We start from the raw sequence: 25,876 nt of genomic DNA, 5'->3' as shown, positions 1-25,876 counted from the left end.
CTCGGGCAGCTCTCCGCGCAGCGCGGCGCCGAGGGCCCCGGCGACCGCGCGGCGCACGAGCCCGTCGCGCAGCGGCTCCACGAGTGCGGCGAGCCCGCGGAAGACGCCGCTCTGCGCGGGCCCCGCCGGGAGGGCGGCGAGCGCCGCGCCCCCGAGCCACGCGAGTCCCGTCCCCGTGTGCCCGGCGAGGAACCCGGCGTCGAGCGCGCGGGCGAGGGCGTACCCGCTCGCGAAGGTCTGGGCGGACTCGACGAGCGACCAGCCCGCGAGGCGGAGGAGGTCCCGGCGGCGTTCCCTCAGGTAGGGACGCGCGGCGCGGCCGACACGGGCCCACGGGCCCTCCCCGCTCAGCACGCGAGTCCGCCCTGGTCCGCGCCGGCGGGCCGCGCGGCCGATCCCCCCGTGAAGACCTCGCGGTAGGCGGCGTCCTGCCACAGCTCGGCGTGCGGGCCGCAGCCGCGGACCCGTCCGGCGTCGAGCCACAGGACGCGGTCGGCGCGGGCCGCGACGGCGGGGCGGTGCGTGACGTGCAGACGCGTGACGGGCAGGCGGGCCACGTGCCGGTGGACCTCCCGCTCGGTCAGCGTGTCGAGTGCCGAGGTGGCGTCGTCCAGGACGAGGAGGCGGCCCGGGTGGGCGAAGGCGCGGGCGAGGCCGAGGCGTTGGTGTTCGCCTCCGCTGAGCGGAGCGGCGTCGACAGGGGTCGCGTAGCCCTCGGGCAGGGCCCGCACGAAAGCGTGCGCCGCGGCGCCTTGCGCCCCGGCGCGCACCGTGGCGCCGTCCGCGCGCGCGGCGCCGAAGGCGAGGGCGTCGCCGATCGTGTCGCCGAAGAGCACGGGCCGTTCGAAGGCGTAGACGGCGGCGCGGCGCAGCGCCCCGGGGTCGAGGTCGCGCAGGTCGGCGCCGTCGAGGAGCACGCGTCCGGCGCTCGGGACGACGAGGCCCCCGGCGACGGCCACCAGGTGGGACTTGCCCGCGCCCGAGCGCCCCACGACCGCGAGGTACTCGCCCGCGACGACGTCGAGATCGATGCCGCACAGCACGTCGGCGCCCTCGCGGCGCAGCCCCACGCCGCGCAGGGTGAGCGCCCCGCCGCCGGGCGGGAGCGGCGCGCTCCCCGAGGGCGGGGCGCAGAGGGCGAGCAACGGCGTGAGCCGTCCGGCGGCGGCGCGGCCCCGCGCGAGCGCGCCGAGAGCGCCGGTGACCGTGCCGATGCCCACGGCGAGGGCCGTGTAGCGGGTGACCGCGACGAGCGCGCCGACGTCGAGGGCCCCGGCGGCCAGCCGCAGCCCGGCCACCGCGAGGACGAGGACGGTGAGCAGCGGCAGCAGGACCCCCGCGCGCCCCGCGGCCCGCCCGTACAGGAGCCAGGTCGTGCGCCCGTGCGCGGCGAGTTCGGCGAGGGGCGCGGTGACGCGGGCGAACTCGCGGCGCGCGGTGCCCGCGGCGCGCACCGTCTCGGCGCCCTCCAGGACCTCGGTGAGGCGGGAGGCGAGAACGGCCTGCGTGTGCTGGTAACGGGCGCCCGCCTCGGCGGTCCCGGTCGTGAAGACCCGCAGCAGCACGGCGACGGCGGGGAATCCGGCGAGGAGGGCCAGACCGGTCCACAGATCGGTGAGGAGGACGCCCGCGAGGCCGCCGAGCGGCAGCAGGACCGCGGGGACGGCGGTCGCGAGGGTGACGGGCACGGTCGCGGCCTCGGCGGTGTTCGCGGTGAGGCGGGTCGCGAGGTCACCGGGGCGCGGCAGGTCCCGGTCGTCGGGCGCGGCGGCGAGGACCCGGCCCAGGAGGAGGCCGCGCAGGCGGGCGGTGCGGCCGGCGCTCGCGGCACCGCCGAGCGCGGCCACGGCGGCGTCGAGCAGGACCTCCGCGGCGGTGAGCACGAGGCAGAGCCGGATGCCGGTCCACGGCACGGGGCCCCCGGCGACGAGCCGCGACAGTGTCGAGCCGAGCAGCGCGGGCAGCGCGAGGGCGGCGAGCGCCGCGCCGAGGGAGCAGAGCAGGACGGCGAGGGGAGCGGGGGCGCGGGGCGTGAGCGCGAGCGCGGTGAGCGGCCGGGGTGTCCGTTTCTCCGGGCGGATGGGTGACACGCGGGGTCCCTCCTGGACGGCGGGCGGCGCGCGGGAAGGCGGGCGGAGTTCCCCCAGGGGGTGCGCGGCGCGGTACGGCGACGGGGCACCGGCCGCCTGGCGGCCGGTGCCCCGTGCCTCACTCCGGGCGGGGCTGCGTCACGGGGTGCAGAGGGTGACGCTCAGGGAGCTGTACTCGCAGATGAGGAGGCTCACCTGGCTGCCGGTGGCGATGTCCTGGAAGCCCTCTTCCTCGGGGGTCTCCATCACCTGAAGGTCGAGCAGTGCCATGGCACGGTTCCTTTCGGAACGGGGCCGGGCGACAGCGAGGAGCGGTCCGCCGTCCGGCCGGTGGAGTGATCACCTGATGGTGGCTCCGGCCCCCGGGTGGGGGCCGTCTGTGGGCCGCGGTGGCGGCAGGAAGGGCAGCGTGAACCGGGCGGGGTCCGGTCCGTACGCGCTGCCGAGGGCGAGCAGGCAGCCCGCCGTCCCGGTGGCGAGGTCCATCGAGAGCCGAAGGAGCTGTTCGCCGGGGAAGGCGAGGCCGTCCGCGTGGGGCAGGGCCTGGTGGGCGAGGAGGGCGCGGTGGTGCTCGATGACGCGGCGCCGCCCGAGGGGGTCGCCCGCCGGGGTGCGGGCGAGGTGCAGGATGAGCCCCGCGACGCCCCGGAAGAGACCCGGCTGGATGTAGAAGCGGGAGGTCGCCGCGCGGCGCAGCGGTGCGCGGTGGGCGGCGAGCGGGTCGGCGGGCCGGTGGACGAGGTAGTCGTCGAGGACCATCGCGAGGCCGGCGCTGCCGCCGCCGAGGTAGGGCATGGTGCGTCTGCCCTCCACCACGAGGAGGGTCTCGTCCTCCCCGGGGCGGCAGTGCGCGAGGTCCAGGCGCAGCGCGGTGGCGGCGAGGTCGAGGAGTCCGGTGTCGCCCGTCCGCTCGTAGCGTCGGACGAGGAGGAGCGCTGCTCCGGAGGCGCCGTGGAGCAGCCCGGCCCGGCTGCCCGCCGGTCTCTTCTCCCGCGCCGCCGCCTCGCGCACCGAGTGGGCGACGGCTTCGGCGCAGCGCGCGGCGGCGGCGCGCAGGCGTGCCGCTTCCGCGCTGTCCGCGTGCGCGGCGAGCGTGTCGAGGACGAGGGCGATCCCGGCCTGTCCGCCGTGCAGGGAGGGAGGCAGCGCGTGCAGGGGTTCCCGGGCGACGAGCGCGGCGAGGTCGAGGGCTTCCTGGGTGTGGCCGAGGCGGTCGAGGGTCCAGGCGATCCCGGCGAGTCCGTCGTAGAGGCCGCAGGGGGTGCCGGACGCGGGTTCCTTCGTCCGCGCGAGCAGCCACTCCTCGGCCTCGGGACAGCGCTCGCCCGCCGCATGCAGGGCGTGCAGCACGCCCGCCGTGCCGTAGCCGAGGCTCGCGCCCCCGGCGGGGGAGGCGAACTGCGCGATGTCGCCGGGGAAGCAGCGGTCGGCGCGGTCGGGGGTGCGCGAGGCGAGCAGCGCGCGGACGAGCAGGTCGCGGGCGCGCGGCCAGGAGCTGAGGGAGACCGGCTCCGGGCGTGGGGCGGGGGACCCCGGGGCCGGAGGTGCGGGGAGGGCGGAGCGCGAGGCCGTCGGCGCGGGGGCCTCGGGGTCCGCGGGTCCCGCGTTCGGCGGGCCCTCGATCTCCCGTACGGCGGCGTCGAGCGAGGCGCGCGGTACGGGGAAGATCTCCGCGACCGCGTCGGCGAGGCGCGCGGCGTGGGCGCGGTCCAGGCCGAAGAGCGTCGTGAGCGGGAGGTGGAGGGCAAGGCGCAGGCAGGCGAGGGCGTAGGTGTCCACGGCCTGTCCGGTGCGGTCCCGGGGCGCGGCGAAGGCGGGGTTGGCGACGGTGGGCCGGGCCGCCTCGGACGTGAGGGAGGCGGCCTCGAAGTCGAGCAGCACGACGCGCTGTTCGTCCTCGCTCACCATGACATTGCTCATGTGCAGATCGCCCATGACCACTCCGCGCGCGTGGATGTCCGCGACGGCGTCCGTGACGAGCCGGTGCATGCGCTCGGCCCACGCGGCGTGTGCGGCGAGCGCCTCCTCGCCGGGTGCGGAGCGCGAGAGCGGGAAGCGGCGGGCGAAGAGGGTGTTGAGCGTCGTGCCCGGCACGAAGTCCATGACGAGGAAGCGGTGCTCGCCCACCGTCAGGTGCTCGTGCACGGCGGGCACGCAGTCCAGTCCGGCGAGTCCGCGCAGCACGTCCTCCTCGTGCGTCAGGCGGGCCACGGCGTCGGTGCCGTCCGCGGCGAGCCCGGCGTGGGGGCGCGCCTCCTTGAGGACGAGGCGGCGGTCCGTGCGCGGGTCCTTGGCGCGGTAGACGCCGCCGCCGTTGGAGAAGTGCAGCGCGCCCTCGATGTCGTACGGGATGCCGTCGGCGCCCGCCGCGGAGCGTGCCGCGAGGTGCGGGGCGAGGAAGGCGGGCGGGGTGACCCAGGCGGGGACGGCGAAGACGGGCCCGCGCGGATCGGGGACGAGAGCGCCGCCCGGGTCGGCGATGGCGGGCACGGGGAGGCCGTCGGGTCCGGGGCAGAAGCGCGGCGCGAAGGCCCCGTAGCGCACGTGCACGGGTCCCTCGCCGAGTCGCAGGTCGCTGAGGATGTACGGGCCGGGCTCGCCGTCGAGCGCGGCGGCGAGGTCGCGGCACAGGGGCTCGAAGTCCTCGGGGACCGGCGGGTAGAGGGTGAGGAACTTGCCGCTGCCCGCGCGGTCCGCGTACTTCCCGTTGCGCAGGAGCAGGAGCGTGCGGGTGGGCACGAACTTGAAGGGGACGCGGCGGGCGAAGCAGAGCCGGGCCGTCGCCGCGAGGACGCGGGGAGCCGCGTCGAGACTCGCCGAGACGTGGATCTTCCAGCCCTGCGGCGGTACGTGCGCACCGGCCGGGGCCAGCGAGCGCCAGTCACCGCGCCGCGCCTCCTCCCAGCCGGGCGGTACGGTGCCGAGCGCGGTGGCGTACTCCTCGGCGTCCGGCAGGGCGGCGGTCCGCGCGTGGTGCGCCGTGTCGTAGAAGAGAGGATGCGCGGCGGCGTACGCGGCGTACTCGGGGTTCACGCGGGACCTCCCTCGGTGCGGTGCGGGCCACCGGAACCGGCGGCGCGATCGAGATTCGCACGCCACGACGGCGGTGGGCAGTGCCCGTTGTCACCAGTGCGGGCCCGGTCCCGCACGCCCGCGACGTGCTTCCCGCACCTGCCGCGCGCGGGCGGGGGCGGGCGGCGGGCGCGCGGAACGCATATGCCGCGTGTGCGGACCGCTCATTCCCCGTCCGCCACCAGCAGCCGGTCCACCGCCCGTCCGAAGACCGCCGCGGCCACGCGCCGTGTCACGGGGTCCGCCGCGCGCGGGAGCCCGCGCAGGCCGAGGTCCTCGGTCCAGCGGACGCGGCAGCCCGTCGCGAGCGGCAGGACCTCGACGAGGGCCCAGCCCGTGAAGACCCGCCCGCGCTTGTCGAGACGGCAGGCCCCGGGCGTGTCCGTGCCCGGGGGCCGCCACTCGGTGACCTCCATGGGGTCGTCGAAGCCCAGGCGGCCGATACGGGTCCTGGCGACGAAGACGGTGCCGAGCCCGCCGCCCGGGGGGCCGCTGCGTACCCGTACCGCCGTGAGGGGGGCGACGCGCCCGTGCCGGCGCCAGTCGGTGAGCAGGTCCCAGGCGCGTGCCGCCGGGAGCGTGCTGCCGCGCTCGATCACGAAGAGAGCCAAGAGGGTTACCTTTCCTTGCTTTCCCGGACGCAACGGAACAGATCCATGCGTTCCGGATCGGAACGATACTTAACCGATCAGTCACAAAGCGTTCGTTGTCACGCAACACCCGTGCCCGAGGCTGAGCCCATGAATGCTGAGACCTCTGTGCACAAGGCGGCCCCGCGTCCGCGCCACTGGCGCCGCGAACTCGTCGAGCTGGCCGCGCTCTTCACCGCCGTCGCCGTCGCCGACGCGGTCGCCAACACCGTCGCGCACGGACCCGGGGGCCCCGAGCTGCTGATCACCTCGGCGGTACTGCTCGCCGCGACCGCCGGTTTCCACGTGTGGTGGTCACGCCGCCACGGGCACGCCCCTCCCCCGCTCGATACCGGGACCGGTGCGGAACCGGTCACCCGGGAGGGCGGCGGCGCGACCGCCCTGTGGCGGATGCGCACCACCGTGCGCGACGAGCCCGGCTCGCTCGCCGCGCTGTGCGGGGCGCTCGCGCGGCACCGCGTGGACATCCTCAGCCTTCAGACGCACCCGCTCGCCGAGGGCACCGTCGACGAGTTCTCGCTGCGCGCGCCCGCGAGCCTGGAGGCGGGCGCGCTGACCCGGGCGGTCGCCGCCGCGGGCGGCAGCGGTACGTGGATCGAGCGCGCGGACGCCCACGACCTCGTGGACCCGCCCGCGCGCATCCTGCACCTCGCCACGCGCACCGCCCTCGACCCGGCCGAGCTGCCGCGCGCGCTGCGCGAACTCCTCGGCCGCTGCGCGATCCGCTCGCTGCCCGCGGGGAAGGCGGCGCGGGGCGCCGAGGGCATCCACGACGGCGAGGGCGGTCCCGGCACCGTCCTGCGCCTGCACACCCCCGAAGGAGACGTCGTCACCGCCGAGCGGGCCTACCTGCCCTTCACGCCCACCGAGTTCGCGCGCGCCCGCGCGCTCCTCGCCCTCGACGCGCGTCTCGGTCCCCGCCTCCCCGGCGGCGCCGAGGTGTACACGCTGCCGCGCGGCGAGGCCGTGACGGTCGAACGGGCCGGGCAGGGCGACCTGGACGAGGCGAGGGAACTCCACGCCCGCTGCTCCCCCGCGACGCTCGCCCGCCGCTACCACGGCCCGGTGCGCGACGCCGATCGCTACCTCGCGCACCTGCTCAGCCCCCGGCACGGCCGCACCCTCGCGGCGCGGACCGCCTCCGGGCGGCTCGTCGCGCTCGGGCACCTGTTGTGGGACGGCGAGGAGACCGAGGTCGCGCTGCTCGTGGAGGACGCCTGGCAGCGCAAGGGCGTCGGCTCGCGGCTCCTCGAACGGCTCGTCGCGATGGCCGCCGAGGCGCGGGCCGACAGCGTGTACGCGGTGACCCAGGCGTCCAACACCGGGATGGTCGCCGCGATGCGCGGCCTCGGGCTGCCGCTGGACTACCAGATCGAGGAGGGCACGCTCGTGATCACGGCGCGCCTCGCGGGGTACGTACCGGACGCGGCCGAACACGTACGCGTACGGGGCACTGCGGGCGAGGGGCACGGGCGGGCCTGAAACCCCCGGCCCGCGCGGCCCCGTACCGCTCGCGCGGCCTCCGGCCGTCTCGCCCGCCCCGCGCGCCCGCGAGGCCCCCTCCCGGCCGAAAACGGGTCCCGGACACCACCGCCCGGGGCCCGTTTACGTGCGAGAACAGCCGCTTTCACCCCCTGTGTTTCGGCAATCCGTCCGGAAACCGGACGCCCCGGGGCCGCCATCCGGATGACATCCCCCGCCGTCAGGTACCAAGATGAGCGCATGCCAGAGACCAAGACCCCGCTGCCCCGCGAGGTCGCCGACGCGTACGTCGACGACCTCGTCGCCCTCGACCCGATCACCGGTACGTACCTCGGTGTCGCCGAGAGCGCCACGCGGCTGCCCGACTTCTCCCCCACCGGGGCCGAGGCGTTCGCCGCGCTCGCCCGCACCACCCTGGACCGGCTCGCCGAGGCCGAGCGGGCGCCGGGCGCCGACAGCGACATCGAGCGGCGCTGCGCCCGCCTGCTGCGCGAGCGTCTCACCGCCGAACTCGCCGTCCACGAGGCGGGCGAGCACCTGCGCACCGTCGGCAACATGAACACCCCCGCGCACCCCGTGCGGGACATCTTCACGCTGATGCCGACCGCGAGCGAGGACGACTGGCGGGCGATCGCCGCGCGGCTGCGCGCCGTCCCCGCGGCGCTGGAGGGCTACCAGGAGTCGCTCGCGCTCGGCCTGGAGCGCGACCTGCCCGCGCAGCCCGAGCCGACCGCGACCTTCGTCGAGCAGCTCACCGAGTGGGCGGGCGAGGGCCGCGGCTGGTTCGAGGACTTCGCCGCCGCCGGGCCCGAGACGCTGCGCGCCGAGCTGGACGAAGCCGCGCGCGGCGCCACGGCCGCCGTCGTCGCACTGCGGGACTGGGTGCGCGACACGTACGCGCCCGAGATCGCCGACGCCCCGGCCGTCGTGGGCCGCGAGCGCTACGCGCGCTGGGCCCGGAACTTCAACGGCAGCGACCTGGACCTGGACGAGGCGTACGCGTACGGCTGGTCCGAGTTCCACCGGCTGCTCGCCGAGATGCGCACCGAGGCCGAGAAGGTGCTGCCCGGGGCGGCGACCCCGTGGGTCGCGCTCGCGCACCTCGACGAGCACGGCACGCGCATCGAGGGCGTCGAGGAGGCCCGCCAGTGGCTCCAGAGCCTCATGGACGAGGCGATCGAGCAGCTCGACGGCACCCACTTCGAGCTGGCCGACCGGGTCCGCAAGGTCGAGGCGTGCATCGCCCCCGCCGGGAGCGCGGCGGCCCCGTACTACACGGAGCCCTCGGAGGACTTCTCGCGTCCGGGCCGCACGTGGCTGCCCACGATGGGCGAGACGAGCTTCCCCGTCTACGACCTCACCTCGACCTGGTACCACGAGGGCGTTCCCGGGCACCACCTCCAGCTCGCGCAGTGGACGCACGTCGCCGACAGCCTCTCGCGCTACCAGGCCGGCATCGGCATGGTCTCGGCGAACGTCGAGGGCTGGGCGCTGTACGCCGAGCGCCTCATGGACGAGCTGGGCTTCCTCGACACGCCGGAGAAGCGCCTCGGCTACCTCGACGCGCAGATGATGCGCGCGGTCCGCGTCATCATCGACATCGGCATGCACCTGGAGCTGGAGATCCCGGCCGACTCGCCCTTCCACCCGGGCGAGCGCTGGACCCCGGCCCTCGCGCACGAATTCTTCGCCGCGCACAGCAGCCGCCCCGCCGCGTTCGTCGCGAGCGAGATGATCCGCTACCTCTCGATGCCGGGTCAGGCCATCGGCTACAAGCTCGGCGAGCGTGCCTGGCTCACCGGCCGCGCCAACGCGCAGAAGGCGCACGGCGACGCGTTCGACGCGAAGAAGTGGCACATGGCCGCCCTCTCGCAGGGCTCGCTGGGTCTCGACGACCTGGTGGAGGAGCTGTCGCGGCTCTGAGCGGCTGACGCGGCGTACAGGGAGGGGCGGGGACCGGCCGGGTCCCCGCCCCTCCGCGCGTTCAGCAGCCGCAGTCGTCCGTCGCGAGCGGGGCCGTGAGGCGGTCCGCCGGGTCGCGGCGCGTCACGGCGGGCGCGGTCCCGGTCTCGTACGGGAGTCCCTCGCGCGCCCAGTACTCGAAGCCGCCCATCAATTCCTTGACCCGGAAGCCCTGTTCGGCCAGGACGAGGGCCGCTCGCTGGGCGCCGTTGCAGCCCGGCCCCCAGCAGTGGACGACGACGGGCACCCCGGGGTCGAGGCCGTGCGCGCCGGTCGCGAGGACGGCGGTGGGCAGGTGGCGGGCGCTCGGGATGCGGCCCTGGTTCCAGGCGTCCTCGGAGCGGGTGTCGACGAGGACGAAGCCGGGGTCGCCGTCGCGGGCCAGCACGGCGGCCACGTCGGAGACGTCGGCGGCGTGCGCGAGGAGGGCGCGGAAGTGGGCGGCGGCCGTGGCGGGTTCGGCGAAGGCGCCGAGTGCTGGGGTGGTCTGCATGGCGTCAACGGTACGGAGCGGGGGCGGCCCGTCACAGGCGGACATCCCGGCTCCGGCTCGCCTTCACCGGGGAAACCCTGGTATATCGGCACCATGACCACGTATTCCTCCGGCCCCTTCTCCCCCGACGCCACCGACTGGCGGCTGCTCGACGCGCTCCAGCGGGACGGGCGGGCCTCGTTCGCCGAGCTGGCGCGCGAGGTCGCGATGTCGCCGAGCGCGGTGACGGAACGGGTGCGGCGCCTGGAGGAGGCGGGGTTGGTGCGCGGGTACACGGCGGTGCTCGACCCGGAACGGCTCGGGCTCGGGGTGCTCGCCTTCGTACGGCTGCGATACCCGACGACGAACTACAAGCCCTTCCACGACCTCATGGCCGTCATGCCGCAGGTGCTCGAAGCGCACCACGTGACGGGCGAGGACTGCTTCCTCCTGAAGGTCGCCGCCCGTTCGATGCGGGACCTGGAGACGCAGGTGGGGCGGATCGGGACGCTCGGTGCCGTGACGACGAACGTCGTCTACTCCTCGCCCCTGCCGGGCCGGGCGCTGCGGGCCCCGGAGGGGTGAGCGGTGCCGTGCGGCGGGTCCTCAGAATCCCCGCTCCCGCACCGCCGAGCCCGCCCGGCCCTTGACGACCTCCAGTTGCGCGGGCACGCGGCGGCGCAGTTCGCCGACGTGGCTCACGATGCCGACGCAGCGCTCGCGCTCGCGCAGTCCGTCGAGGACGTCCATGACCTCGTCGAGAGTCTGCTCGTCGAGGCTCCCGAAGCCCTCGTCGATGAAGAGCGTGTCGAGCCGCACCCCGCCCGCCTCGTCGGTGACCACGTCCGCGAGCCCGAGCGCGAGGGCGAGCGACACGTAGAAGGTCTCGCCGCCCGACAGGCTCGCGGTGTCGCGCTCGCGCCCGGTCCACGCGTCGACGACGTGCAGGCCGAGCCCGGAGAGCTTGCCGCGCGCCGCGCGGTCGTCGGAGTGGACGAGCGTGTAGCGGCCCTGCGACATACGGGCGAGGCGCGTCGTCGCCGCCGCCGCGATCTGCTCCAGGCGCGCGGCGAGCACGTACGACTCCAGGCGCATCTTCCGCTCGTTGCGCTTCGCGCTCCCCGTGGCGAGGTCGGCGAGTCCGCTCACGAGCGCGTGCCGGGCGCGCAGCGGGCCGAGTTCCCCGACGCGCGCCGCGAGCGTGGCGGAGAGGCTCCGGAGCGCGGTGGCACGGGTCCGGGCGGCGTCGTGCGCGGACGCGGCGGTACGGGCCGCCGCCTCGGCCGCGCGGGCGTGGGCCGCCGCCGGGCCGGGCGCGGCGGGCGGCTGCGCGGCGGCTTCGGCGACGGCGTGTTCGGCGAGCGCGAGGTGGACGGTGTGGGCCTCGCGGGCGTGGGCCTCGGTGCGTGCGCGCAGCTCACGGGCCTCGGGCTCGGGGAGCCTCGCCGCCGCGGCCCGGGCGGGGGTGTCGAAGCGGGCGGTGAAGGCGGCGTCGGCGAGGCGCGCGTCGGCCTCCTTGAGCCGGTCGGCCGTCGTGGCGACGGAGCGTACCGCTTCGGCGGCCCCGGCGAGGAGGCGTGCGCGTCCTTCGAGGTGGCGGGCGCGGTCGGCGACGCTCGCGAAGTTGCCCCGCGCCTCGGCGGCCTCCGCGCGGAGCCGGCCCTCCTCTGCGTCGAGCGCTTCGCGCGCGCTCGTCCGGGCCGCGGCGCGCGTGACCGCCGCCTCGCGCGCCCCGGTGCGGCGGGTGTGCTCGCGCTCGGCGCGCTCCTCGGCGTGCAGGGCCTCGGTGAGGCGGGCGGCCTCGGCGTGCGCCGCGGCGAGGTCGCGGTCGAGCGCGGACTTCTCGGCGGCGAGGGCGGCGAGGGGCGCGTCGCCCGCCGCCTCGGCCGCGGCGTCGCGCTGTGCGGCGAGCGTCCGGGCGTGGGCGGTGGCCTCGCTCGCGGCCGTCTCCGCGCGGCGGTAGGCGGTCTCGGCGGCGTCCTCGGCGGCCCGGTCGGTGTGCCGTGCGGCGCGCCCGGCGGGCGCGGGGTGCTCCGTGGCCCCGCACACGGCGCAGGGGGCGCCGGGGGCGAGCTGCGCCGCGAGTTCGGCGGCGATGCCGTCGAGGCGGGCCTCGCGCGCGTCGAGCCAGGCGGCGCGGCACGCGTCGCGGCGGGCGCGGGCCTCCGCCTCGGCGGTCTCGGCCCGCGCGTGCTCCGCCGCCAGTTCCCCGTACCGGCGGGCGGCGGCGAGACGGCGCGCCACGGGCTCGGCGCGCCCGGTGAGTTCGGCGGCGCGGGTGGCCGCGTCCCGGGCCCCGGCGACGCGGGCGCGCAGCTCCGCGCGGCGCTCGGGCCAGGCGTCGAGCCACTGCTCGTCCTCGGCACGGGCCTGCGCGTCGGCGCGGTCCTCGCGGTCCACGGCGTCGCGTTCCCGTACGAGTTCCCGGAGACGTTCCTCGGCGCGGCGGGCGGAGGCGAGCGCGCCGCGTGCTTCGTCCTGCCGCCGGGCGGCCTCGGCGAGGCCCGCCGCATCGGCCTCGGCGTGCTCGGGCGGCAGGGTCGCGCGCAGGCGGCGCTCGGCGGCGAGCGCTTCGGCGTGGGCGGTGGCCGCCGCGGCGCGCAGGTCGAGCGCGGGGGCGACGGTCCCGGCGCGGCGCGCGGCGTCGAGCCGGTCGAGGTCCGCGCGGTGCGCGGGCTCGCGCGCGGCGAGCGCGTCGGCGCGGGCGCGGGCCTCGGCGTACCGGCGCTGGAGGGCGGCGAGTTCGCGGACGCGGTCGTGCGCGGCCGAGGCGGCGTGATGGGCGGCCTCCGCGCCCTGGTGGCGCAGGCGCGCGATGTCGAGCAGTTCACGGGCGTGCGCGCGGGCGAGCGCGGCGTGGGTGAGGACGAATTCGGGCAGAGCGGGGTCACCGGCCGCCGGGGGCTGGCCGGGGGCCTCGTCGCGGGGCGGCGCGGCGGCCTGGGCGATGCGGTGGTGGAGCGCGAGGAGGTCGCTGTCGGCGTGCCGCACCGCCTCGTCCGTCTCGGCCTTGCGCTCGCGCAGGTGGGTCTCGATCTCGAAGAAGCGGCGTGTGTCGAAGAGCTGGCGCAGCAGGAGCGCGCGGTCGGCCGTGTCGGCGCCGAGGAAGCGGGCGAACTGCCCCTGCGGGAGGAGGACGACCTGGCAGAACTGTTCGCTGCTGAGGCCGAGGAGCTGCCTGATCTCCTCGCCGATCTCCTGGTGGGTGCGGCTCAGCCCGGTCCAGCCCCGCGCCGGGTCGTGGGCGCGGAGCGTGGTGAGGGCCTTCTCGGTCGTGGTGCCGGTGCCGCGTTTCTTGGCCCGTACGAAGGGGGGCTGCCGGGTGATCTCCAGGCGGCGGCCCGAGACGGTGAAGTCGAGCGTGACGGAGGTGCGGGTGCCGGGGGCCGCGTGGTCGCTGCGCAGCTTCTCGCCCTGCGCGGAGACGCCCTGCCGGTGGCCGGGGACGACGCCGTAGAGCGCGTAGCAGACGGCGTCGAGCAGGGACGTCTTGCCCGCTCCCGTCGCGCCGTGCAGGAGGAAGAGACCGGCCTCGGCGAGGCGGTCGAAGTCGACGGTCTGGGTCCCGGCGAAGGGACCGAAGGCGGTGACGGTGAGGCGGTGGAGTCTCATCGGCGGGCCTCCGTGGCCTGGGTCTCCAGGCGTACGGCGTCCACGGCGGCGCGCAGCACGGCGCGCTCCGCCTCGCTGGGGGCCTCGCCGCGTACGTGGGCGACGAAGTCCTCGGTGATCTCGTGGTCCCCGCGCCCCTGGAGGCGGCGTGCGTAGCTGCGCCCGTCCGGCTCGGGCGGGCGCTCGGGCGCGAAGACGAGGCTGAGCAGGTGCGGGAAGCGGACGGCGAGCCGCGCCATCGGTTCGTCCGGCCGTACGGAGTCGGTGAGCGTCGCCTCGACCCACGCGTCCTCGTGCGGGGTGTGCGCGGGGTCGGCGAGGAGTTCTCCGAGCGTGCCGCGCAGGCGGGCGAGAGGGCGCGGGACGGGGCAGTCGACGCGCTCGGCGGTGAGGGCGCCCGCGCCGTCCAGGTCGATCAGCCACATGCTCTTGCGGTGGTCCGCCTCGGAGAAGGAGTACGCGAGCGGGGAGCCCGAGTAGCGCAGCCGCTCGCCGAGTGCCTGGCTGCCGTGGAGGTGGCCGAGCGCGACGTAGTCGATGCCGTCGAAGAGCGCGGCGGGCACGGCGCTGACGCCGCCCACGGTGATGTCGCGCTCGCTGTCGCTGGGGGCGCCGCCGGTGACGAAGGCGTGCGCGAGGACGACGGAACGGGTGCCTTCGGGGCGGGTCGCGAGGTCGGCGCGGACCCGGTCGAGCGCGGCGCCGAGGACGCCCTCGTGATCGGCGGGGGCGGCGAACTCGTCCTTGACGAGCCCCGGTTCGAGGTAGGGCAGCCCGTAGAAGGCGACCTCGCCGTGCGCGTCGCGCAACACGACGGGCTTCCCGCACTCGGCGGGCCTGGTCCGCAGGTGGACCCCGGCGCTGCCGAGCAGCCCGGCGCCGACGCCGAGGCGCCGCGCGGAATCGTGGTTCCCCGGGATGAGCACGGTGGGCACGCCGAGCGCGGCGAGCCGGTGCAGCGCCTGGTCGTACAGCTCGACGGCGGGCAGCGAGGGCACCGCCCGGTCGTACACGTCCCCGGCCACGACGACGGCCTCGACGTCCCGCTCCCGCACCGTCGCCACGAGGTGGTCGAGGAAGGCGGCCTGCGCGTCGAGCAGCGACACCCGGTGCAGCGAGCGCCCGAGGTGCCAGTCGGAGGTGTGCAGAATCCTCAACGCCGCCCCTTTGCCCGTCCGTTCACCCGTACACCACCACGCGCACCGTTCCCGCCGCACCCGACGGCCACCTGAAACCTCACGCCCGACAGTCTGCCACCCGGCGGAGCGCGGCTCGCACGCCGTTGTCGAGAGCGACCGTTTCAGGCGTTGCGGGACTTTTCGGGCCGGGCCAGAGCCCGCATGTCCCCATACCGGGTCGCGAAGGGATCTTCTTCGTTCCCCCCACCCACCACCACCGTCGATGCGGAAACGTGCTGACGCCACGCGACCTTGAAGGCGAGGACACTCCCGGACAGGGTGTGCGCATGGTCGCTCCCACCGTTCCCGCCCTTCCCACCTTCGTCCTGGTCCACGGCGCCTTCGCCAACTCGTTCTCGTTCGCACCCCTTCAACGCGAACTCGCCCTGCGCGGGCAGCGGTCGCTCGCCGTCGATCTCCCGGGGCACGGCTTCGGCGCGACGTTCCCGCTCGGGTACCAGGCCCCGCAGGACGCGGCGGCGCTCGCGGGCGCGGCGGGGCTCATCAAAGGCGTGACGCTCGCGGACAACGCGGCGCATCTCGTCGGGGTGCTGGAGCGGGTACGGGAGCACGGGCCCGTCGTCCTCGTCGCGCACAGCCGGGGCGGGGCGACCGTGACCGCGGCGGCGAACGCGCGGCCCGACCTCGTCGACCTGCTCGTGTACGTGTCCGCGTGGTGTCCCGTGGACCTGCCGGTGGGCGACTACTACGGCGAGCCCGAGATGGCGGGCGTCGATCCGGCGGCATTCGCTCCCGCGGTCGCCGGGGACCCCGCAGCTCTCGGCGTCCTGCGGGTCAATTTCCGTACCGCGAAGCCGGAGGCACTCGCCGCCTTCAGGGCGGCCTTCGGGGCCGACCTGAGCGACGACGAGCTGCTCGGCTTCCTCAACACCTTCCAGCCCGACGAGAGCCTGGACGCCGGCACACCGGACGACCGGGCACGGGCCGAGACCTGGGGGACGGTCCCGCGCGCCTTCGTCCGTCTGGCGGAGGACGCGAGCATCCCCCTCGCCATGCAGGACCGCATGATCCGCGAAGCGGACACCCTCACCCCCGGGAACCCGACGAAGGTCCGCACCCTCCCGGGCAGCCACCTGCACTGGCTGGTGCGTCCGGCCGGGGCGGCGGCGGTGCTCACGGAGCTGGCAGGGGGATGACGGCGATCAGGGCGGCCGGTGCGCGCGTCCCCCCGCGCAACGCGGCGGGCCGGGGCGCCGGCGCATCGCGCGACCGGCGCCACGTCGTGCGGGGCCGCGCACGAGCCGGGGCCGCGCACGGGGCGGGGCCACGGCGACGGGAGTCCCGCCACCGTGAGCGGTGGGGTGCGAAGGCCCGGCCCGGGGCGAGACCACGCGGCACTCGCACCGCACGGCCCATCCGCCCCGGGCGCAGGCGACACCAGCCCCTTCCGGTCCGGCCCCGCCTCCGAGCCCCGGCCGCCCGCTTCCGCTCCCGCTCCGAGGAGGCGGGCCCCGGGCACCCCCCGTACCCGTGCCCGGGGCGCCTCCTCCCCTCACTCGTCCGGCTCCCGGTCCTCCTACGCGTCCGGGTGGGCCAGCCCCAGGTGCTCCCGCAGCGTCGTCCCCTCGTACTCGTCGCGGAAGACCCCCCGTTCCTGGAGGAGCGGGACGACCTGGGCCGCGAAGGTGTCGAGGCCGCCGGGGCTCACGTGCGGGGCGAGGATGAAGCCGTCCGCGGCGTCGCGCTGGACGAGGTCGTTGATCGTCGCGGCGATGGTCTCCGCCGAGCCGATGAAGGTCTGGCGGGCGGTGATGTCGATGACGAGTTCGCGGATGGACAGGTTCTTCGCCTCGGCGCGCTCGCGCAGTTCGCGGGCGATCTCGCGCGGGTCGCGGTGGTGGCGCGTGGTCGAACGGCCCTGGGCGAGGGTGTGCTCGCCGGGGACCGGGTCGATGTCGGGGAGCGGGCCCTCGGGGTCGTAGCCGGAGAGGTCCGTGTTCCACACGTGTTCGAGGTGGCGCAGCGCGGTCTGTCCGCTCACCTGCTTGAGGCGTATCCCGTGGGCGAGTTCGCGGGCCTCTGCGTCGGTGTCGGCGAGGGCGAAGGTGGCCGCGGGCAGGATGAGGAGCTGGTCGGGGGTGCGGCCGTGGCGGGCGAGGCGGCCCTTGACGTCGCGGTAGAACGCCTGGCCGGCCTCCAGGGTGTCGTGGCGGCTGAAGATCGCGTCGGCCTCGGCGGCGGCGAACTCGCGGCCCTCCTCGGAGTCGCCAGCCTGGAAGATGACGGGACGGCCCTGCGGGCTGCGGGGGACGTTGAACCGGCCCTGGATGTCGAACTGTTCGCCGTGGTGCGCGAAGGCCCCGGCCCGCGCGGTGCGCAGGAAGGTGCCGGAATCCGGGTCGGCGGCGATCTCGTCGCCGTGCCAGGAGTCGAATAGTTCGTGCGCGGTCGCGAGGAACTCCTTGGCGCGCGCGTAGCGTTGCTCGCGGGGCAGGAAGCCGCCGCGCCGGAAGTTCTCGCCGGTGAAGGCGTCCCAGGAGGTGACGACGTTCCACGCGGCGCGCCCGGCGGAGAGGTGGTCGAGGCTCGCGAACTGGCGGGCCACCTCGTAGGGCTCGTTGAAGGTGGAGTTGATGGTGCCGGTGAGGCCGACGTGCGTCGTGACACCGGCGAGGGCGGCGAGGACCGTGAAGGTGTCGGGGCGGCCCACGACGTCCAAGTCGTAGATTTCCCCGGCCTGTTCGCGCAGCCGCAGCCCCTCGGCGAGGAAGAGGAAGTCGAATTTGGCGCGCTCGGCGGTCTCGGCGAAGTGGACGAAGGAGTCGAAGTCGATGTGGCTGCCGGAGTCCGGGTCGCTCCACACGGTGGTGTTGTTGACGCCGGGGAAGTGGGCCGCCAGGTGGATCTGCTTGAGCGGGGTGCTCATGGAAGGGTTCCTCTCCGGGGCAGGGCGTCAGGCCGTCGCGTAGCGGTTGGCGGGGTGGGCGTCGAGCCCGAGGTGGCCGCGCAGCGTGGTGGCGGTGTAGGCGGTGCGGAAGGCGCCCCTGCGCTGGAGTTCGGGGACGAGTCCGCGCGTGATGCCGCGCAGGTCGTGGCCGAGCACGGCGGGGCGCAGGCGGAAGCCGGTGAGCCCGGCGGCCTGCCAGTCGGTGAGGAGGTCGGCGAGTGCGGCGGGCGTGCCCGCGAAGATCTCGGCGTCGCTCGCGCAGGGCTCTCCGGCCAGGGCGTCGAGCGCGGCGAGGCGTTCGGCGGCGCGGCCCTCTTCCTCGTCGACAAGGACCACCAAGTCGCCGAAGACGTGCAGGGGTTCGTCCGCGCGCCCGGCCGCCGCCCGCTCCGTACGGATCTCCTCGACGATCGCGCGCGCGTCCTCGGCGCTGCGCGGCGTGACGTAGCCGACGTCGGCGGAACGGGCGACGAGGCGGTAGGGGATGGTCTGGTGGGCGAGGGAGGTGACGAGCGGCTGCCCCTGCGGGGGGCGCGGGGTGATGGAGGGGCCCTTGACGGCGAAGTGCGGGCCCTCGAAGTCGATGTAGTGGAGTTTGTCGCGGTCGACGAAACGACCGGTGGCGGCGTCGCGGATCTCGGCGTCGTCCTCCCAGCTGTCCCACAGGCGGCGCAGCACCTCGACGTGGTCGGCGGCCTCGTCGAAGAGCGCGGAGACGATCGACTGCCCCTCGGGGGACTGGAGTTCGCCGAGCGTGAGGGGGGCGAGGGTACGGCGTCCGAAGTGCCCGTACTCCTGCGGGCGGGCGGATATCCGGACCCGTACCCCGGCGCGTCCCTTGCTCACGTGGTCGAGCGTGGCGATCGCCTTGGAGAGGTGGAAGGGCTCGGTGTGCGTGACGACGGCGGTCGGTACGAGGCCGAGGTGCCGCGTGAGCGGGGCGACGCGGGCCGCGGTGAGGACGGCGTCGAGCCGGCCGCGCACCTGGTCGGTGCGGTCGTCGGGCCCTTCGAGGCGGCTGGACTGGAGCGAGAGCGCGTCCTCGAAGGTGGCGAAGTCGAGCAGTCCCGCCTCGGCCTCGCGCACGAGGTCCACCCAGTAGCGGGCGGTGAACAACTCCCCCGGTCGGGCGCCCTGTTCGCGCCAGGCGGCGGGGTGCCAGCCGGCTCCGTCGAGGGCGACGGCGAGGTGGAGCGGAGGTGTGTCGGACATGCTGGGGCCCTTCCGGTCGGTCAGGGGTGGGACGGCGGTACGAGGCCGTACGGGGCGGGGCGCCCACGCGGCGGGGCGCCCCGCGGGGGCGGCCGGCCCGGTCGCCCCCACGCGCTCAGGCCGCCGCGGGCGTCCGTACCGCGAGGAACGTCGTGCGCCTGCGCAGCGTGAAGCCGATCGACTCGTACAGCCGGATGGCGTTCGTGTTGCTCGCCGCCGCGTGCAGGAACGGGGTCTCGCCGCGCTCGCGGATGCCGTGCGCGACGGCCCGTACGAGCCGCGTCGCGAGGCCCCGGCCCCGGAAGCCGGGGTCGGTGCACACGGCGCTGATCTCGGTCCACCCGGGCGGGTGCAGCCGCTCGCCCGCGAGGGCGACGAGACGGCCCTCCTCGCGGATGCCGAGGTAGGTGCCGAGCGTCACGGTCCGCTCCTTGAAGGGCCCTGGTTTGGTCCGGGCGACGAGGTCGAGGATCTCCTCGGTGTCGTCCGTGCCGAGCCGGACGGCCTCGGGAGCGGGCTCGGAGCGCAGCGAGGTGGCGACGAGCTGGACGCCCTGGCCGTGCTCCAGGACCTCCCAGTCGCCCGGCGCGCCGGGCGCGCCGTTGACGAGGGCGACCGTGCCGGGGCCGAGGAGTTTCGCGAGGTCCGCCCACGCGGCGGGGTCCTCGGGGTCGGTCAGCGCCGTGAAGGCGGCGACGTCGGCGGGGTAGCGGGCGGCGCCGCCGAGGCGCTCGGCGAAGACGGCGTGGGGCCCGGTGAGCGCCGCCCAGGCGGGGTTGTCGAGGAGATGGGGGCTCGCGGGGACGGGGGAAGGGGCCGGCTGGACGCTGGTGGCCATGGTGCGGTTCTGCTCCTGTGAGGTGTGGGGTGCTTCGTACGGGTCCAGGACATCAGGAGTCGCTGAGGGGGAGCCCCGGCGGGTTGATCTCGCTGCGCTCGACGGCCTCGTCGGAGAGGTTCCAGGTGGCGAGCCACTTCGCGTACTCGCCGTTGTCGATGAGGTGGTTGATCGCCCCGGCGAACGGCTTCGCGAGGCCGCTGCCCTTCTTCGACGTGGCGGCGATGAGGCCCTGGAGTGCGGAGCCCGCGCCCGAGTAGGTGCCGGCGCTGCGGGTCGCGCGCGGGGTGCCCTCGGTGGTGCGGGTGTGGTAGGCGATGGCCGGGTTGGGGCCGAGGTAGGCGTCGATCTTCTTGCCGCTGAGCGCGAGGTAGGTGCTGTTGAGGTCCGGGTAGTGCTTGACGTCGAGCTTCTTGCCCTGCTTCTTGAGCTGCCGCTGCCAGTTGAGGAGGATGCGCTCCTGGTTGGTCCCGGAGCTGACGGCGACGGTCTTGCCCGCGAGCACCTTGTAGTCGCCGGTGAAGGTCCAGCTCTGGGACTTGTCCGTCTCGAAGGCGAGGTTGTCCTGCCGGTAGGAGGCGAACTCGTACTTGCGCTTGCGCTCCTCGGTGTCCGTGACGTTCGAGAAGGCGGCGTCGACCTTCCCGCTGTCGATGCCGAGGAACATGTTCTCCCACGTCGACTTGCGGATCACCGGCTTGAGGCCGAGGGTCGCCGCGACGAGGCGGCCGAGGTCGGACTCGGAGCCCGTGACGGTCTTCTGGTCGCTGCCGATGAAGTTGAGCGGCGGCGAGCCCGCGGGCAGCACACCGACACCGATGACGAGTTCCCCCTTGTCCTTGATCTCCTTGGGGAGCTGGGCGCGCAGCGCGTCGACCACGGGCGCCTTGAGCGTCGTGGGCTTCGCCGCGCCGTTGGAGAGCCCGCCGATGGCGACCTCGCCCTTCGCCGTCCCGGCCACGGCCGCGGCGGGCTCGGCGTCGTCGCCGCAGGCGGTGAGCGCGGCGGCGAGCGGGACGAGGGCGAGGGCGGCCAGCAAGGCGGTGCGGCGGTGGCGGCTGCGGGGCGTGGGCATGGCGGCGGGGTCCTTGTCGGTGAGGGTGGTGGGTACGGGGGCGGGTGGGCGGACGACGGGTGCGCGGCCCTCGGGGCGGGCGCGGCGTTCCGTCACAGCACCCTGCGGAGGAAGTCGCGCGTGCGCGGGTGGGACGGGTGGTCCAGGACCTGGGCGGGCGGGCCCTGTTCGACGACGCGGCCCTCGTCGAGGAAGACGACGTGGTCGGCGACCTCGCGGGCGAAGCCGATCTCGTGGGTGACGACGACGAGCGTGGTGCCGCTCGTGGCCAGGTCGCGGATGACGTCGAGGACTTCGCCGACGAGTTCGGGGTCGAGCGCGGAGGTGGGCTCGTCGAAGAGCACGACTTCGGGGCGGAGCGCGAGGGCGCGGGCGATGGCGACGCGCTGCTGCTGGCCGCCGGAGAGCTGGCGCGGGTAGGCGCCCGCGCGATCGCCGAGCCCGACGCGGGCGAGGAGACCGCGGGCGACCTCCTTCGCCTCCTCCTTGCCGAGTCGCCCGGTCGCGACCGGTGCGGCGGCGACGTTGTCGAGCACGGTGAGGTGCGGGAAGAGGTTGAAGTTCTGGAAGACGAAGCCGATCCGGCCGCGCTGGGCGAGGATCGCGCGTTCGCTCAGCTCCTTGAGCCGTCCCTTGTGCCGCCGCACGCCGATGAGTTCACCGGCGAGCCGGACGTGCCCGGCCTCGGGCTTCTCCAGGTGGTTGACGACGCGCAGGAGCGTCGACTTGCCGGAGCCCGAGGGGCCGAGGACGACGGTGACCTCGCTCCGGCGCACGGTCAGGCTCACGCCCTTGAGGACCTGCTGCGCCCCGTACCACTTCTGCACCTCGTGGATCTCGACGGCGGGCGGGACCCGCGGCGCGGGCTCGGCCGCGCTCTCGGCGGGCGTCGTCGCGGTGGTGCTCACAGCGCGGCCTCCTTGCGGGCGCGGGCGCGCAGGTCGCGGACGGACGCGCGCAGTTTCTGGAGCGGGGTCGGCGGCAGGGTGCGCAGGGCGCCGCGCGAGGAGCGGCGTTCCACGTAGAACTGCGCGATCGAGACGAGGCTCGTCAGGAGCACGTACCAGACGGTCGCGACGAGCAGGAGCGGCACGATGTCGCCCGGGTAGGTGGAACCGAGGCTCTGCACGGAGCCGAAGAGGTCGAGCAGCGAGACGTAGAAGACGAGCGAGGTGCTCTTGACCAGGCCGATGAGCTGGTTGACGTAGCCGGGCACGATGGCGCGCAGGGCCTGCGGGAGGACGATGCGCAGGAACTGGAAGCGGCGCGGCAGGCCGAGCGCCGCGGCGGCCTCGTGCTGGCCCTGGTCGACGGAGAGCAGCCCGGCGCGCACCACTTCGGCGGCGTAGGCGGCCTCGTTGAGGCTCAGTCCGATGACGGCGATCGCCATGTCCGTGGCGAGGCGGCTCTCGTCGAAGGTGAAGAAGGCGGGGCCGAAGGGCACTCCGAGGCTCAGGGTCTGGTAGAGCGCGCTGAAGTTGTAGAGGAAGAGCAGCAGCACGATGAGCGGTGTGGAGCGCAGCAGCCAGATGTACGTCCAGCTCACCGCCCGCAGGACGGGGCTGCGCGAGAGCCTGCCGAGGGCGAGCACCACTCCGCCGAGCAGGCCGAGCACGGCGGAGAGCGCCGTCACCTCCAGGGTGATGAGGAGCCCGTCGAGGATCGTGGGCCGCAGGAACCAGTAGGCGAAGCGGTCCCACTGGTAGAAGGGGTTCGTGACGAGCCCGTGGACCACCTGCGCGGCGAGCACGAGGACGAGGGCGGTCGCGAGCCAGCGCCAGGGGTGGCGCAGCGGGAGGACACGCTCGGCGAGGGGCGGCCCGGTGGGCCCCGGCTCCTCCGCGCTCGTGGGTGGTTGATCCCGTGTCAGCGGTACGGGCTCGGGTGGGCGGACCGGGGTGACGGCGGACCCGGGCGGTTCGCTCATAGGAGGCTCCTGCGGGAGGGCAGCGACGCGTGCCGGGGGGCGGACGCGCGCGAGGGCAGCGCCACCGGCGCGCGGCCGGTGTGCGGGGAGGAGGGCGGGACCCGGCGACGGCCCGCCGCGCGGGCGCGGGGCGGGGGTACCGGGATGGCGCGGGGTGCTGAGGCGGTACGCGGGCGCCTCGGGCGGTACGGGGCGGAGCGGCGTTCGGGCCGGTCGGCCCCGTGACCGCGCGAGCGGTCCGGGCACTGGTGGTCCGGGCGGGACGCGACCGGTGCGGCCGGAGGGCGGCCGGTCGGTCGCGGGGGCCGGTCAGCAGCGCGGGCGCGGGCTCAGCCGGAGAAGCGCGCGGGGCGCGGGAGACACGGACACAGGGCGCTGTTGACGCGCAGCAGGTCGACGGGACGATTGAGGAAGGGCGCGAGGCGACCGCGGTGCCGGGAGACGGCGGACTGAGCCGGCATCGCCGATCACCTTCTTCCCTCGCTCGTCGTTGTCGTCTGCGGCGTAAGGTAGGCAGCCCGGCACGGGACTGTCAACGGGGCCCCGCATCGTGGACAACTCCGCGCCGCGAGCCGCCGGTTCGCGGGACACGCGGCGCCTTCCCGACGGGTGGCGGGACAGCCCGTACGATGACCGCCGTGTCCCGTCCCCTCCGCCGCGCGCTCCACGGTCCTCCCGTGCTGCTGCTCGCGGTGCTGCTCGGGCTCCTCGCGATGCACGGCCTCCCGGGTGCCGTGCCGCACCCGGCCGCGACGCGGCCGTCCCCCTCCGGGGCGACGGGACACCACGCGTTCGCCCAGGGAGCGCACCGCTCCCCCGCCGCCTGTCCCGAGGAATCCCGCGGGCACCTCGCCCATGCCGACGCCACCTGCGCGGCGGCCGGTACGGCGGGCACGTACACACCGCCCGCGCCGGGGAGCGCGCCGCTCCTCACCGCTCCGCCCGCGTGCGGGGCCGCGGGGGCCGTGACCGGCGAGGGGGCCTGCCGGGCGCCCCCGGACCTCTCCCGACTCCAACTCCTGCGGATATAGGCCGGATTCAGGCGGCGGCACACCCTCACGTGGCTCGCCGCTCCCCCGCCCGTACCCGAAGGAACCCCGTACACCGCACGCCATGGGCCATGCCCGGCGTGCGGGAAGGAGTCGTACCCCCATGCACCAGGCACACCACGCGCACCACGCCGCCCGACGTCTCACCGCCCTCGCGCTCGCCGCGACGGCCGCGCTCGCCCTCGCGGCCTGCGGGGCGGAGGGCAGCGGGCACGCGGGACCGCGAAACCACGGCGCGGACGCGGACCCGGCCCTCCACAACACGGCCGACTCCGCCTTCGCGCGCGACATGATCCCGCACCACCGCCAGGCCCTGGAGATGACGGACCTCGCCGCGGGCCGTGCCTCTGCCCCGGCCGTGCGCAACCTCGCTACGGAGATCGCGAAGGCGCAGCGGCCGGAGATCGCGACACTCGAAGGGTGGCTCGGCTCGTGGGGCGAGCAGGTGCCCGGCGCGATGCGCCACTCCGGCGGGCACACCATGGCGGGGATGATGAGCGAGGCCGACATGAAGGGCCTGGAGAAGTCCCGGGGCGCGGCCTTCGACGCGGCGTTCCTGCGGCTCATGACCGCCCATCACGAGGGCGCCGTGACGATGGCGCGGACCGAGAGCGAGCGGGGCGCGAACAGCGCGGCGAAAGCGCTCGCGCGGCGGATCGTGGCGACGCAGAACGCGGAGATCGCGACGATGCGGAAGCTGAGCGGCGAGCTCACGTGAGGGAGAGCGGCGGGCTCGCGTGAGGGAGAGCGGCGGGCTCACGTGAGGCCGAGCGGCGGGCGCGCGTGAGGCCGGGCGGCGGGCCGGAGTCGGGCTCGGGGCCGCCGCCCCCGACCTCAGGGCTCCGCCGCTCCCCGCCTCGGGACACCGGGGCCGCCGCTCCCCCGCCTCCGGGCGCCGGGGCGGCGGCCCTCACCGACCCGGCACTCACCGACCCGGCCCCCGGCGTCGCGGCGCTCGCCGAGTCTCAGCCGGTGTCCAGCAGGCGCTCCACGAGGTCCCGCCACCCCGCCTCGATCCGCTCCCGGCTCACCCCGCGCTCGGTCAGCAGGTGGTGCACGAGGACCGCGTCGACCGAGGCGAGCAGGGTGTGCGCCTGGAGGAGCGTGTCCCCCGTGCTGCCCGCCTCGCGCAGCAGCATCGCGAGGTGGGTCTCGCGCAGGCGGGTCGCCGGGATCGCGTAGGCGCGCTCGGGGTCGTCGCGGGTGGCGCGCACGACGTCGTAGAACGACCGGTCGTGCGCGATGAGGGCGGGACCGAAGGCGAGCAGCCGCTCGCGTGGCGGGGCGTCGGGCCCGAGCGGCGGCGGGCCGCTCAGGAAGGCGGCCTGGAGCCGGGACTCGCGGTGGTCGAGGAGGGCGGCGAAGAGGCCCGCACGGCTGCCGAAGCGGCGGAAGACGGTGCCCTTGCCGACCCCGGCGGCGGAGGCGACGGCCTCCATCGTGAGGCGCTCGGCGCCGCACGAGTCCATGAGGGAGGAGGCGGCGTCGAGGAGCAGCCCCTTGTTGCGTACGGCATCGGCGCGCAGCCCGGGGGCGGGGGCCAGCACCGGCAGCCCGTTCCCGCTCTCCACGGGGGGCCGATTGTTGCGCGTCATGAACTCACCGTAACGCTTGCGGCCAGAAGTGGACCCCGGTCCGCATAAGTGTTACAACTTTCAACGGACCACGGTCCGCTTAGTCGCGGCCCCTCCCCCGAGGGGCAGTGCCACATATCTGTGGTCATACCACGTGCCACCTCCCTTTTCAGGAGTTCCCCATGTCCGTCCGCATCCTCGCCCTCGTCGGAAGCCTCCGCGCCGGCTCCCACAACCGTCAGCTCGCCGAGGCGGCCGTGCGCCACGCCCCCGAGGGCGTCGAGGTCATCGTCTTCGACGGTCTCGCCGAGGTCCCGTTCTACAACGAGGACGTCGACGTGGTGGGCCAGGTCCCCGCCTCCGCCACCAAGCTGCGCGAGGCCGCCGCGTCCGCCGACGCCTTCCTGCTCTTCTCGCCGGAGTACAACGGCACCATGCCGGCCGTCCTCAAGAACTCCATCGACTGGCTGTCCCGCCCGTACGGCGCCGGTGCCCTCAGCGGCAAGCCCGTCGCCGTCGTCGGCACCGCGTTCGGCCAGTACGGCGGCGTGTGGGCGCAGGACGACGCCCGCAAGGCCGCCGGCATCGCCGGTGGTGTGGTCCTGGAGGACGTCAAGCTGTCCATCCCCGGCTCCGTGACCCGCTTCGCCGAGCTGCACCCGGCCGACGACACCGAGGTCGTCGACGGCCTCGTGAAGACGCTCGCCTCGGTCGCCGCGAAGGCCACCCCGGCCGCCGTCTGACCCCGGCCCCCACGCGCCCGGCCCCCGCACAC

22 protein-coding genes are annotated in these 25,876 nt (G+C 75.6%); 7 read left to right on the top strand and 15 right to left on the bottom strand.

Translation table 11 applies throughout. The annotated features are described in order from the left end of the window. Positions 1–347 precede the first annotated feature (347 nt). From STTU_RS29400 to STTU_RS29385, 4 genes are all read right to left on the bottom strand, one after another. A complete protein-coding gene (locus STTU_RS29400) occupies positions 348–2,090 on the bottom strand; it encodes an ATP-binding cassette domain-containing protein (protein ID WP_007829706.1) in 1,743 nt (580 codons plus the stop codon). A 138-nt stretch (positions 2,091–2,228) separates the two neighbouring features. Next, positions 2,229–2,360: a SapB/AmfS family lanthipeptide gene (locus STTU_RS29395; protein ID WP_010272359.1), complete on the bottom strand. Its 132-nt coding sequence runs from the start codon at positions 2,358–2,360 to the stop codon at positions 2,229–2,231. 69 nt (positions 2,361–2,429) lie between these two features. Then, positions 2,430–5,123, bottom strand: coding sequence for a class III lanthionine synthetase LanKC (gene lanKC, locus STTU_RS29390; protein ID WP_007829704.1), 2,694 nt, complete (start codon positions 5,121–5,123; stop codon positions 2,430–2,432). Between the two features lie 203 nt (positions 5,124–5,326). Further along, positions 5,327–5,773, bottom strand: a complete 447-nt coding sequence (locus STTU_RS29385) for an SRPBCC family protein (RefSeq protein WP_007829702.1) — start codon at positions 5,771–5,773, stop codon at positions 5,327–5,329. Between the two features lie 129 nt (positions 5,774–5,902). Between STTU_RS29385 and STTU_RS29380 the strand changes: the two genes are divergently transcribed. Further along, positions 5,903–7,294, top strand: coding sequence for a GNAT family N-acetyltransferase (locus STTU_RS29380; RefSeq protein ID WP_063894624.1), 1,392 nt, complete (start codon positions 5,903–5,905; stop codon positions 7,292–7,294). A 240-nt stretch (positions 7,295–7,534) separates the two neighbouring features. Continuing rightward, entirely contained in the window at positions 7,535–9,217 is a 1,683-nt protein-coding gene (locus tag STTU_RS29375) for a DUF885 domain-containing protein (RefSeq protein ID WP_007829700.1), read from the top strand. Positions 9,218–9,278: 61 nt separating this feature from the next. On the opposite strand, the gene STTU_RS29370 is transcribed toward STTU_RS29375, so the two are convergent. Then, complete coding sequence (locus STTU_RS29370) at positions 9,279–9,749, bottom strand: rhodanese-like domain-containing protein (protein ID WP_043257840.1); 471 nt, start codon at positions 9,747–9,749, stop codon at positions 9,279–9,281. A 93-nt stretch (positions 9,750–9,842) separates the two neighbouring features. Between STTU_RS29370 and STTU_RS29365 the strand changes: the two genes are divergently transcribed. Then, a complete protein-coding gene (locus tag STTU_RS29365) occupies positions 9,843–10,313 on the top strand; it encodes an Lrp/AsnC family transcriptional regulator (protein ID WP_007829695.1) in 471 nt (156 codons plus the stop codon). A 21-nt stretch (positions 10,314–10,334) separates the two neighbouring features. Here the strand turns inward: STTU_RS29365 and STTU_RS29360 are convergent, their stop codons facing one another. Further along, complete coding sequence (locus tag STTU_RS29360; protein ID WP_043256683.1) at positions 10,335–13,340, bottom strand: AAA family ATPase; 3,006 nt, start codon at positions 13,338–13,340, stop codon at positions 10,335–10,337. Next, entirely contained in the window at positions 13,337–14,497 is a 1,161-nt protein-coding gene (locus STTU_RS29355) for an exonuclease SbcCD subunit D (RefSeq protein WP_043256682.1), read from the bottom strand. The genes STTU_RS29360 and STTU_RS29355 overlap by 4 nt, the downstream gene beginning before the upstream one ends. Positions 14,498–14,805: 308 nt before the next feature. On the opposite strand from STTU_RS29355, the gene STTU_RS29350 reads away from it, so the two are divergent. Beyond that, positions 14,806–15,675 carry an alpha/beta hydrolase gene (locus STTU_RS29350; protein WP_043256681.1) on the top strand — a complete coding sequence of 290 codons (870 nt, stop codon included), beginning with the start codon at positions 14,806–14,808 and terminating at the stop codon, positions 15,673–15,675. Between the two features lie 380 nt (positions 15,676–16,055). Here STTU_RS29350 and STTU_RS29345 read toward each other — a convergent pair whose 3' ends face one another. The 7 genes from STTU_RS29345 to STTU_RS35985 all read right to left on the bottom strand — a co-directional run bounded on the left by STTU_RS29345 (position 16,056) and on the right by STTU_RS35985 (position 22,939). Next, positions 16,056–17,405 (bottom strand): NtaA/DmoA family FMN-dependent monooxygenase, encoded by a 1,350-nt coding sequence (locus STTU_RS29345; protein WP_007829679.1) that lies wholly within the window; start codon positions 17,403–17,405, stop codon positions 16,056–16,058. Between the two features lie 27 nt (positions 17,406–17,432). Then, positions 17,433–18,638: an LLM class flavin-dependent oxidoreductase gene (locus STTU_RS29340; RefSeq protein WP_007829677.1), complete on the bottom strand. Its 1,206-nt coding sequence runs from the start codon at positions 18,636–18,638 to the stop codon at positions 17,433–17,435. A 115-nt stretch (positions 18,639–18,753) separates the two neighbouring features. Then, positions 18,754–19,476, bottom strand: coding sequence for a GNAT family N-acetyltransferase (locus tag STTU_RS29335; RefSeq protein ID WP_007829675.1), 723 nt, complete (start codon positions 19,474–19,476; stop codon positions 18,754–18,756). A 52-nt stretch (positions 19,477–19,528) separates the two neighbouring features. Beyond that, entirely contained in the window at positions 19,529–20,551 is a 1,023-nt protein-coding gene (locus tag STTU_RS29330; protein WP_043257838.1) for a transporter substrate-binding domain-containing protein, read from the bottom strand. A gap of 92 nt (positions 20,552–20,643) precedes the next feature. Next, positions 20,644–21,459: an amino acid ABC transporter ATP-binding protein gene (locus STTU_RS29325; protein WP_043256680.1), complete on the bottom strand. Its 816-nt coding sequence runs from the start codon at positions 21,457–21,459 to the stop codon at positions 20,644–20,646. Beyond that, positions 21,456–22,478, bottom strand: coding sequence for an amino acid ABC transporter permease (locus STTU_RS29320; RefSeq protein ID WP_043256678.1), 1,023 nt, complete (start codon positions 22,476–22,478; stop codon positions 21,456–21,458). The genes STTU_RS29325 and STTU_RS29320 overlap by 4 nt, the downstream gene beginning before the upstream one ends. 329 nt (positions 22,479–22,807) lie before the next feature. Next, entirely contained in the window at positions 22,808–22,939 is a 132-nt protein-coding gene (locus STTU_RS35985) for a hypothetical protein (RefSeq protein WP_007829670.1), read from the bottom strand. 168 nt (positions 22,940–23,107) lie between these two features. On the opposite strand from STTU_RS35985, the gene STTU_RS29315 reads away from it, so the two are divergent. Both STTU_RS29315 and STTU_RS29310 read left to right on the top strand, forming a co-directional pair. Continuing rightward, entirely contained in the window at positions 23,108–23,509 is a 402-nt protein-coding gene (locus STTU_RS29315; protein ID WP_007829665.1) for a DUF6153 family protein, read from the top strand. A gap of 121 nt (positions 23,510–23,630) precedes the next feature. Then, a complete protein-coding gene (locus STTU_RS29310; protein ID WP_007829663.1) occupies positions 23,631–24,245 on the top strand; it encodes a DUF305 domain-containing protein in 615 nt (204 codons plus the stop codon). A gap of 247 nt (positions 24,246–24,492) precedes the next feature. Here STTU_RS29310 and STTU_RS29305 read toward each other — a convergent pair whose 3' ends face one another. After that, positions 24,493–25,122: a TetR/AcrR family transcriptional regulator gene (locus STTU_RS29305; protein WP_199785050.1), complete on the bottom strand. Its 630-nt coding sequence runs from the start codon at positions 25,120–25,122 to the stop codon at positions 24,493–24,495. Between the two features lie 161 nt (positions 25,123–25,283). Here STTU_RS29305 and STTU_RS29300 point away from each other — a divergent pair, with 161 nt between their 5' ends. After that, positions 25,284–25,844, top strand: a complete 561-nt coding sequence (locus tag STTU_RS29300) for an NAD(P)H-dependent oxidoreductase (RefSeq protein ID WP_007829660.1) — start codon at positions 25,284–25,286, stop codon at positions 25,842–25,844. Positions 25,845–25,876: the final 32 nt, after the last annotated feature.

This window comes from Streptomyces sp. Tu6071, assembly GCF_000213055.1.
GTDB lineage: Bacteria > Actinomycetota > Actinomycetes > Streptomycetales > Streptomycetaceae > Streptomyces > Streptomyces evansiae.
This window is presented reverse-complemented; position numbering and strand designations above follow the sequence as displayed.

Excerpts from the sequence above, each read along its gene's own strand:
- STTU_RS29360 (WP_043256683.1), bottom strand. The coding sequence starts at position 13,340 with ATGAGACTCCACCGCCTCACCGTCACCGCCTTCGGTCCCTTCGCCGGG.
- STTU_RS29370 (WP_043257840.1), bottom strand. The coding sequence starts at position 9,749 with ATGCAGACCACCCCAGCACTCGGCGCCTTCGCCGAACCCGCCACGGCC.
- STTU_RS29340 (WP_007829677.1), bottom strand. The coding sequence starts at position 18,638 with ATGTCCGACACACCTCCGCTCCACCTCGCCGTCGCCCTCGACGGAGCC.
- STTU_RS29350 (WP_043256681.1), top strand. The coding sequence starts at position 14,806 with ATGGTCGCTCCCACCGTTCCCGCCCTTCCCACCTTCGTCCTGGTCCAC.
- STTU_RS29330 (WP_043257838.1), bottom strand. The coding sequence starts at position 20,551 with ATGCCCACGCCCCGCAGCCGCCACCGCCGCACCGCCTTGCTGGCCGCC.
- STTU_RS29380 (WP_063894624.1), top strand. The coding sequence starts at position 5,903 with ATGAATGCTGAGACCTCTGTGCACAAGGCGGCCCCGCGTCCGCGCCAC.
- STTU_RS29375 (WP_007829700.1), top strand. The coding sequence starts at position 7,535 with ATGCCAGAGACCAAGACCCCGCTGCCCCGCGAGGTCGCCGACGCGTAC.
- STTU_RS29300 (WP_007829660.1), top strand. The coding sequence starts at position 25,284 with ATGTCCGTCCGCATCCTCGCCCTCGTCGGAAGCCTCCGCGCCGGCTCC.
- STTU_RS29315 (WP_007829665.1), top strand. The coding sequence starts at position 23,108 with ATGACCGCCGTGTCCCGTCCCCTCCGCCGCGCGCTCCACGGTCCTCCC.
- STTU_RS35985 (WP_007829670.1), bottom strand. The coding sequence starts at position 22,939 with ATGCCGGCTCAGTCCGCCGTCTCCCGGCACCGCGGTCGCCTCGCGCCC.
- STTU_RS29320 (WP_043256678.1), bottom strand. The coding sequence starts at position 22,478 with ATGAGCGAACCGCCCGGGTCCGCCGTCACCCCGGTCCGCCCACCCGAG.
- STTU_RS29310 (WP_007829663.1), top strand. The coding sequence starts at position 23,631 with ATGCACCAGGCACACCACGCGCACCACGCCGCCCGACGTCTCACCGCC.
- STTU_RS29395 (WP_010272359.1), bottom strand. The coding sequence starts at position 2,360 with ATGGCACTGCTCGACCTTCAGGTGATGGAGACCCCCGAGGAAGAGGGC.
- STTU_RS29345 (WP_007829679.1), bottom strand. The coding sequence starts at position 17,405 with ATGAGCACCCCGCTCAAGCAGATCCACCTGGCGGCCCACTTCCCCGGC.
- STTU_RS29305 (WP_199785050.1), bottom strand. The coding sequence starts at position 25,122 with ATGACGCGCAACAATCGGCCCCCCGTGGAGAGCGGGAACGGGCTGCCG.
- STTU_RS29365 (WP_007829695.1), top strand. The coding sequence starts at position 9,843 with ATGACCACGTATTCCTCCGGCCCCTTCTCCCCCGACGCCACCGACTGG.
- STTU_RS29335 (WP_007829675.1), bottom strand. The coding sequence starts at position 19,476 with ATGGCCACCAGCGTCCAGCCGGCCCCTTCCCCCGTCCCCGCGAGCCCC.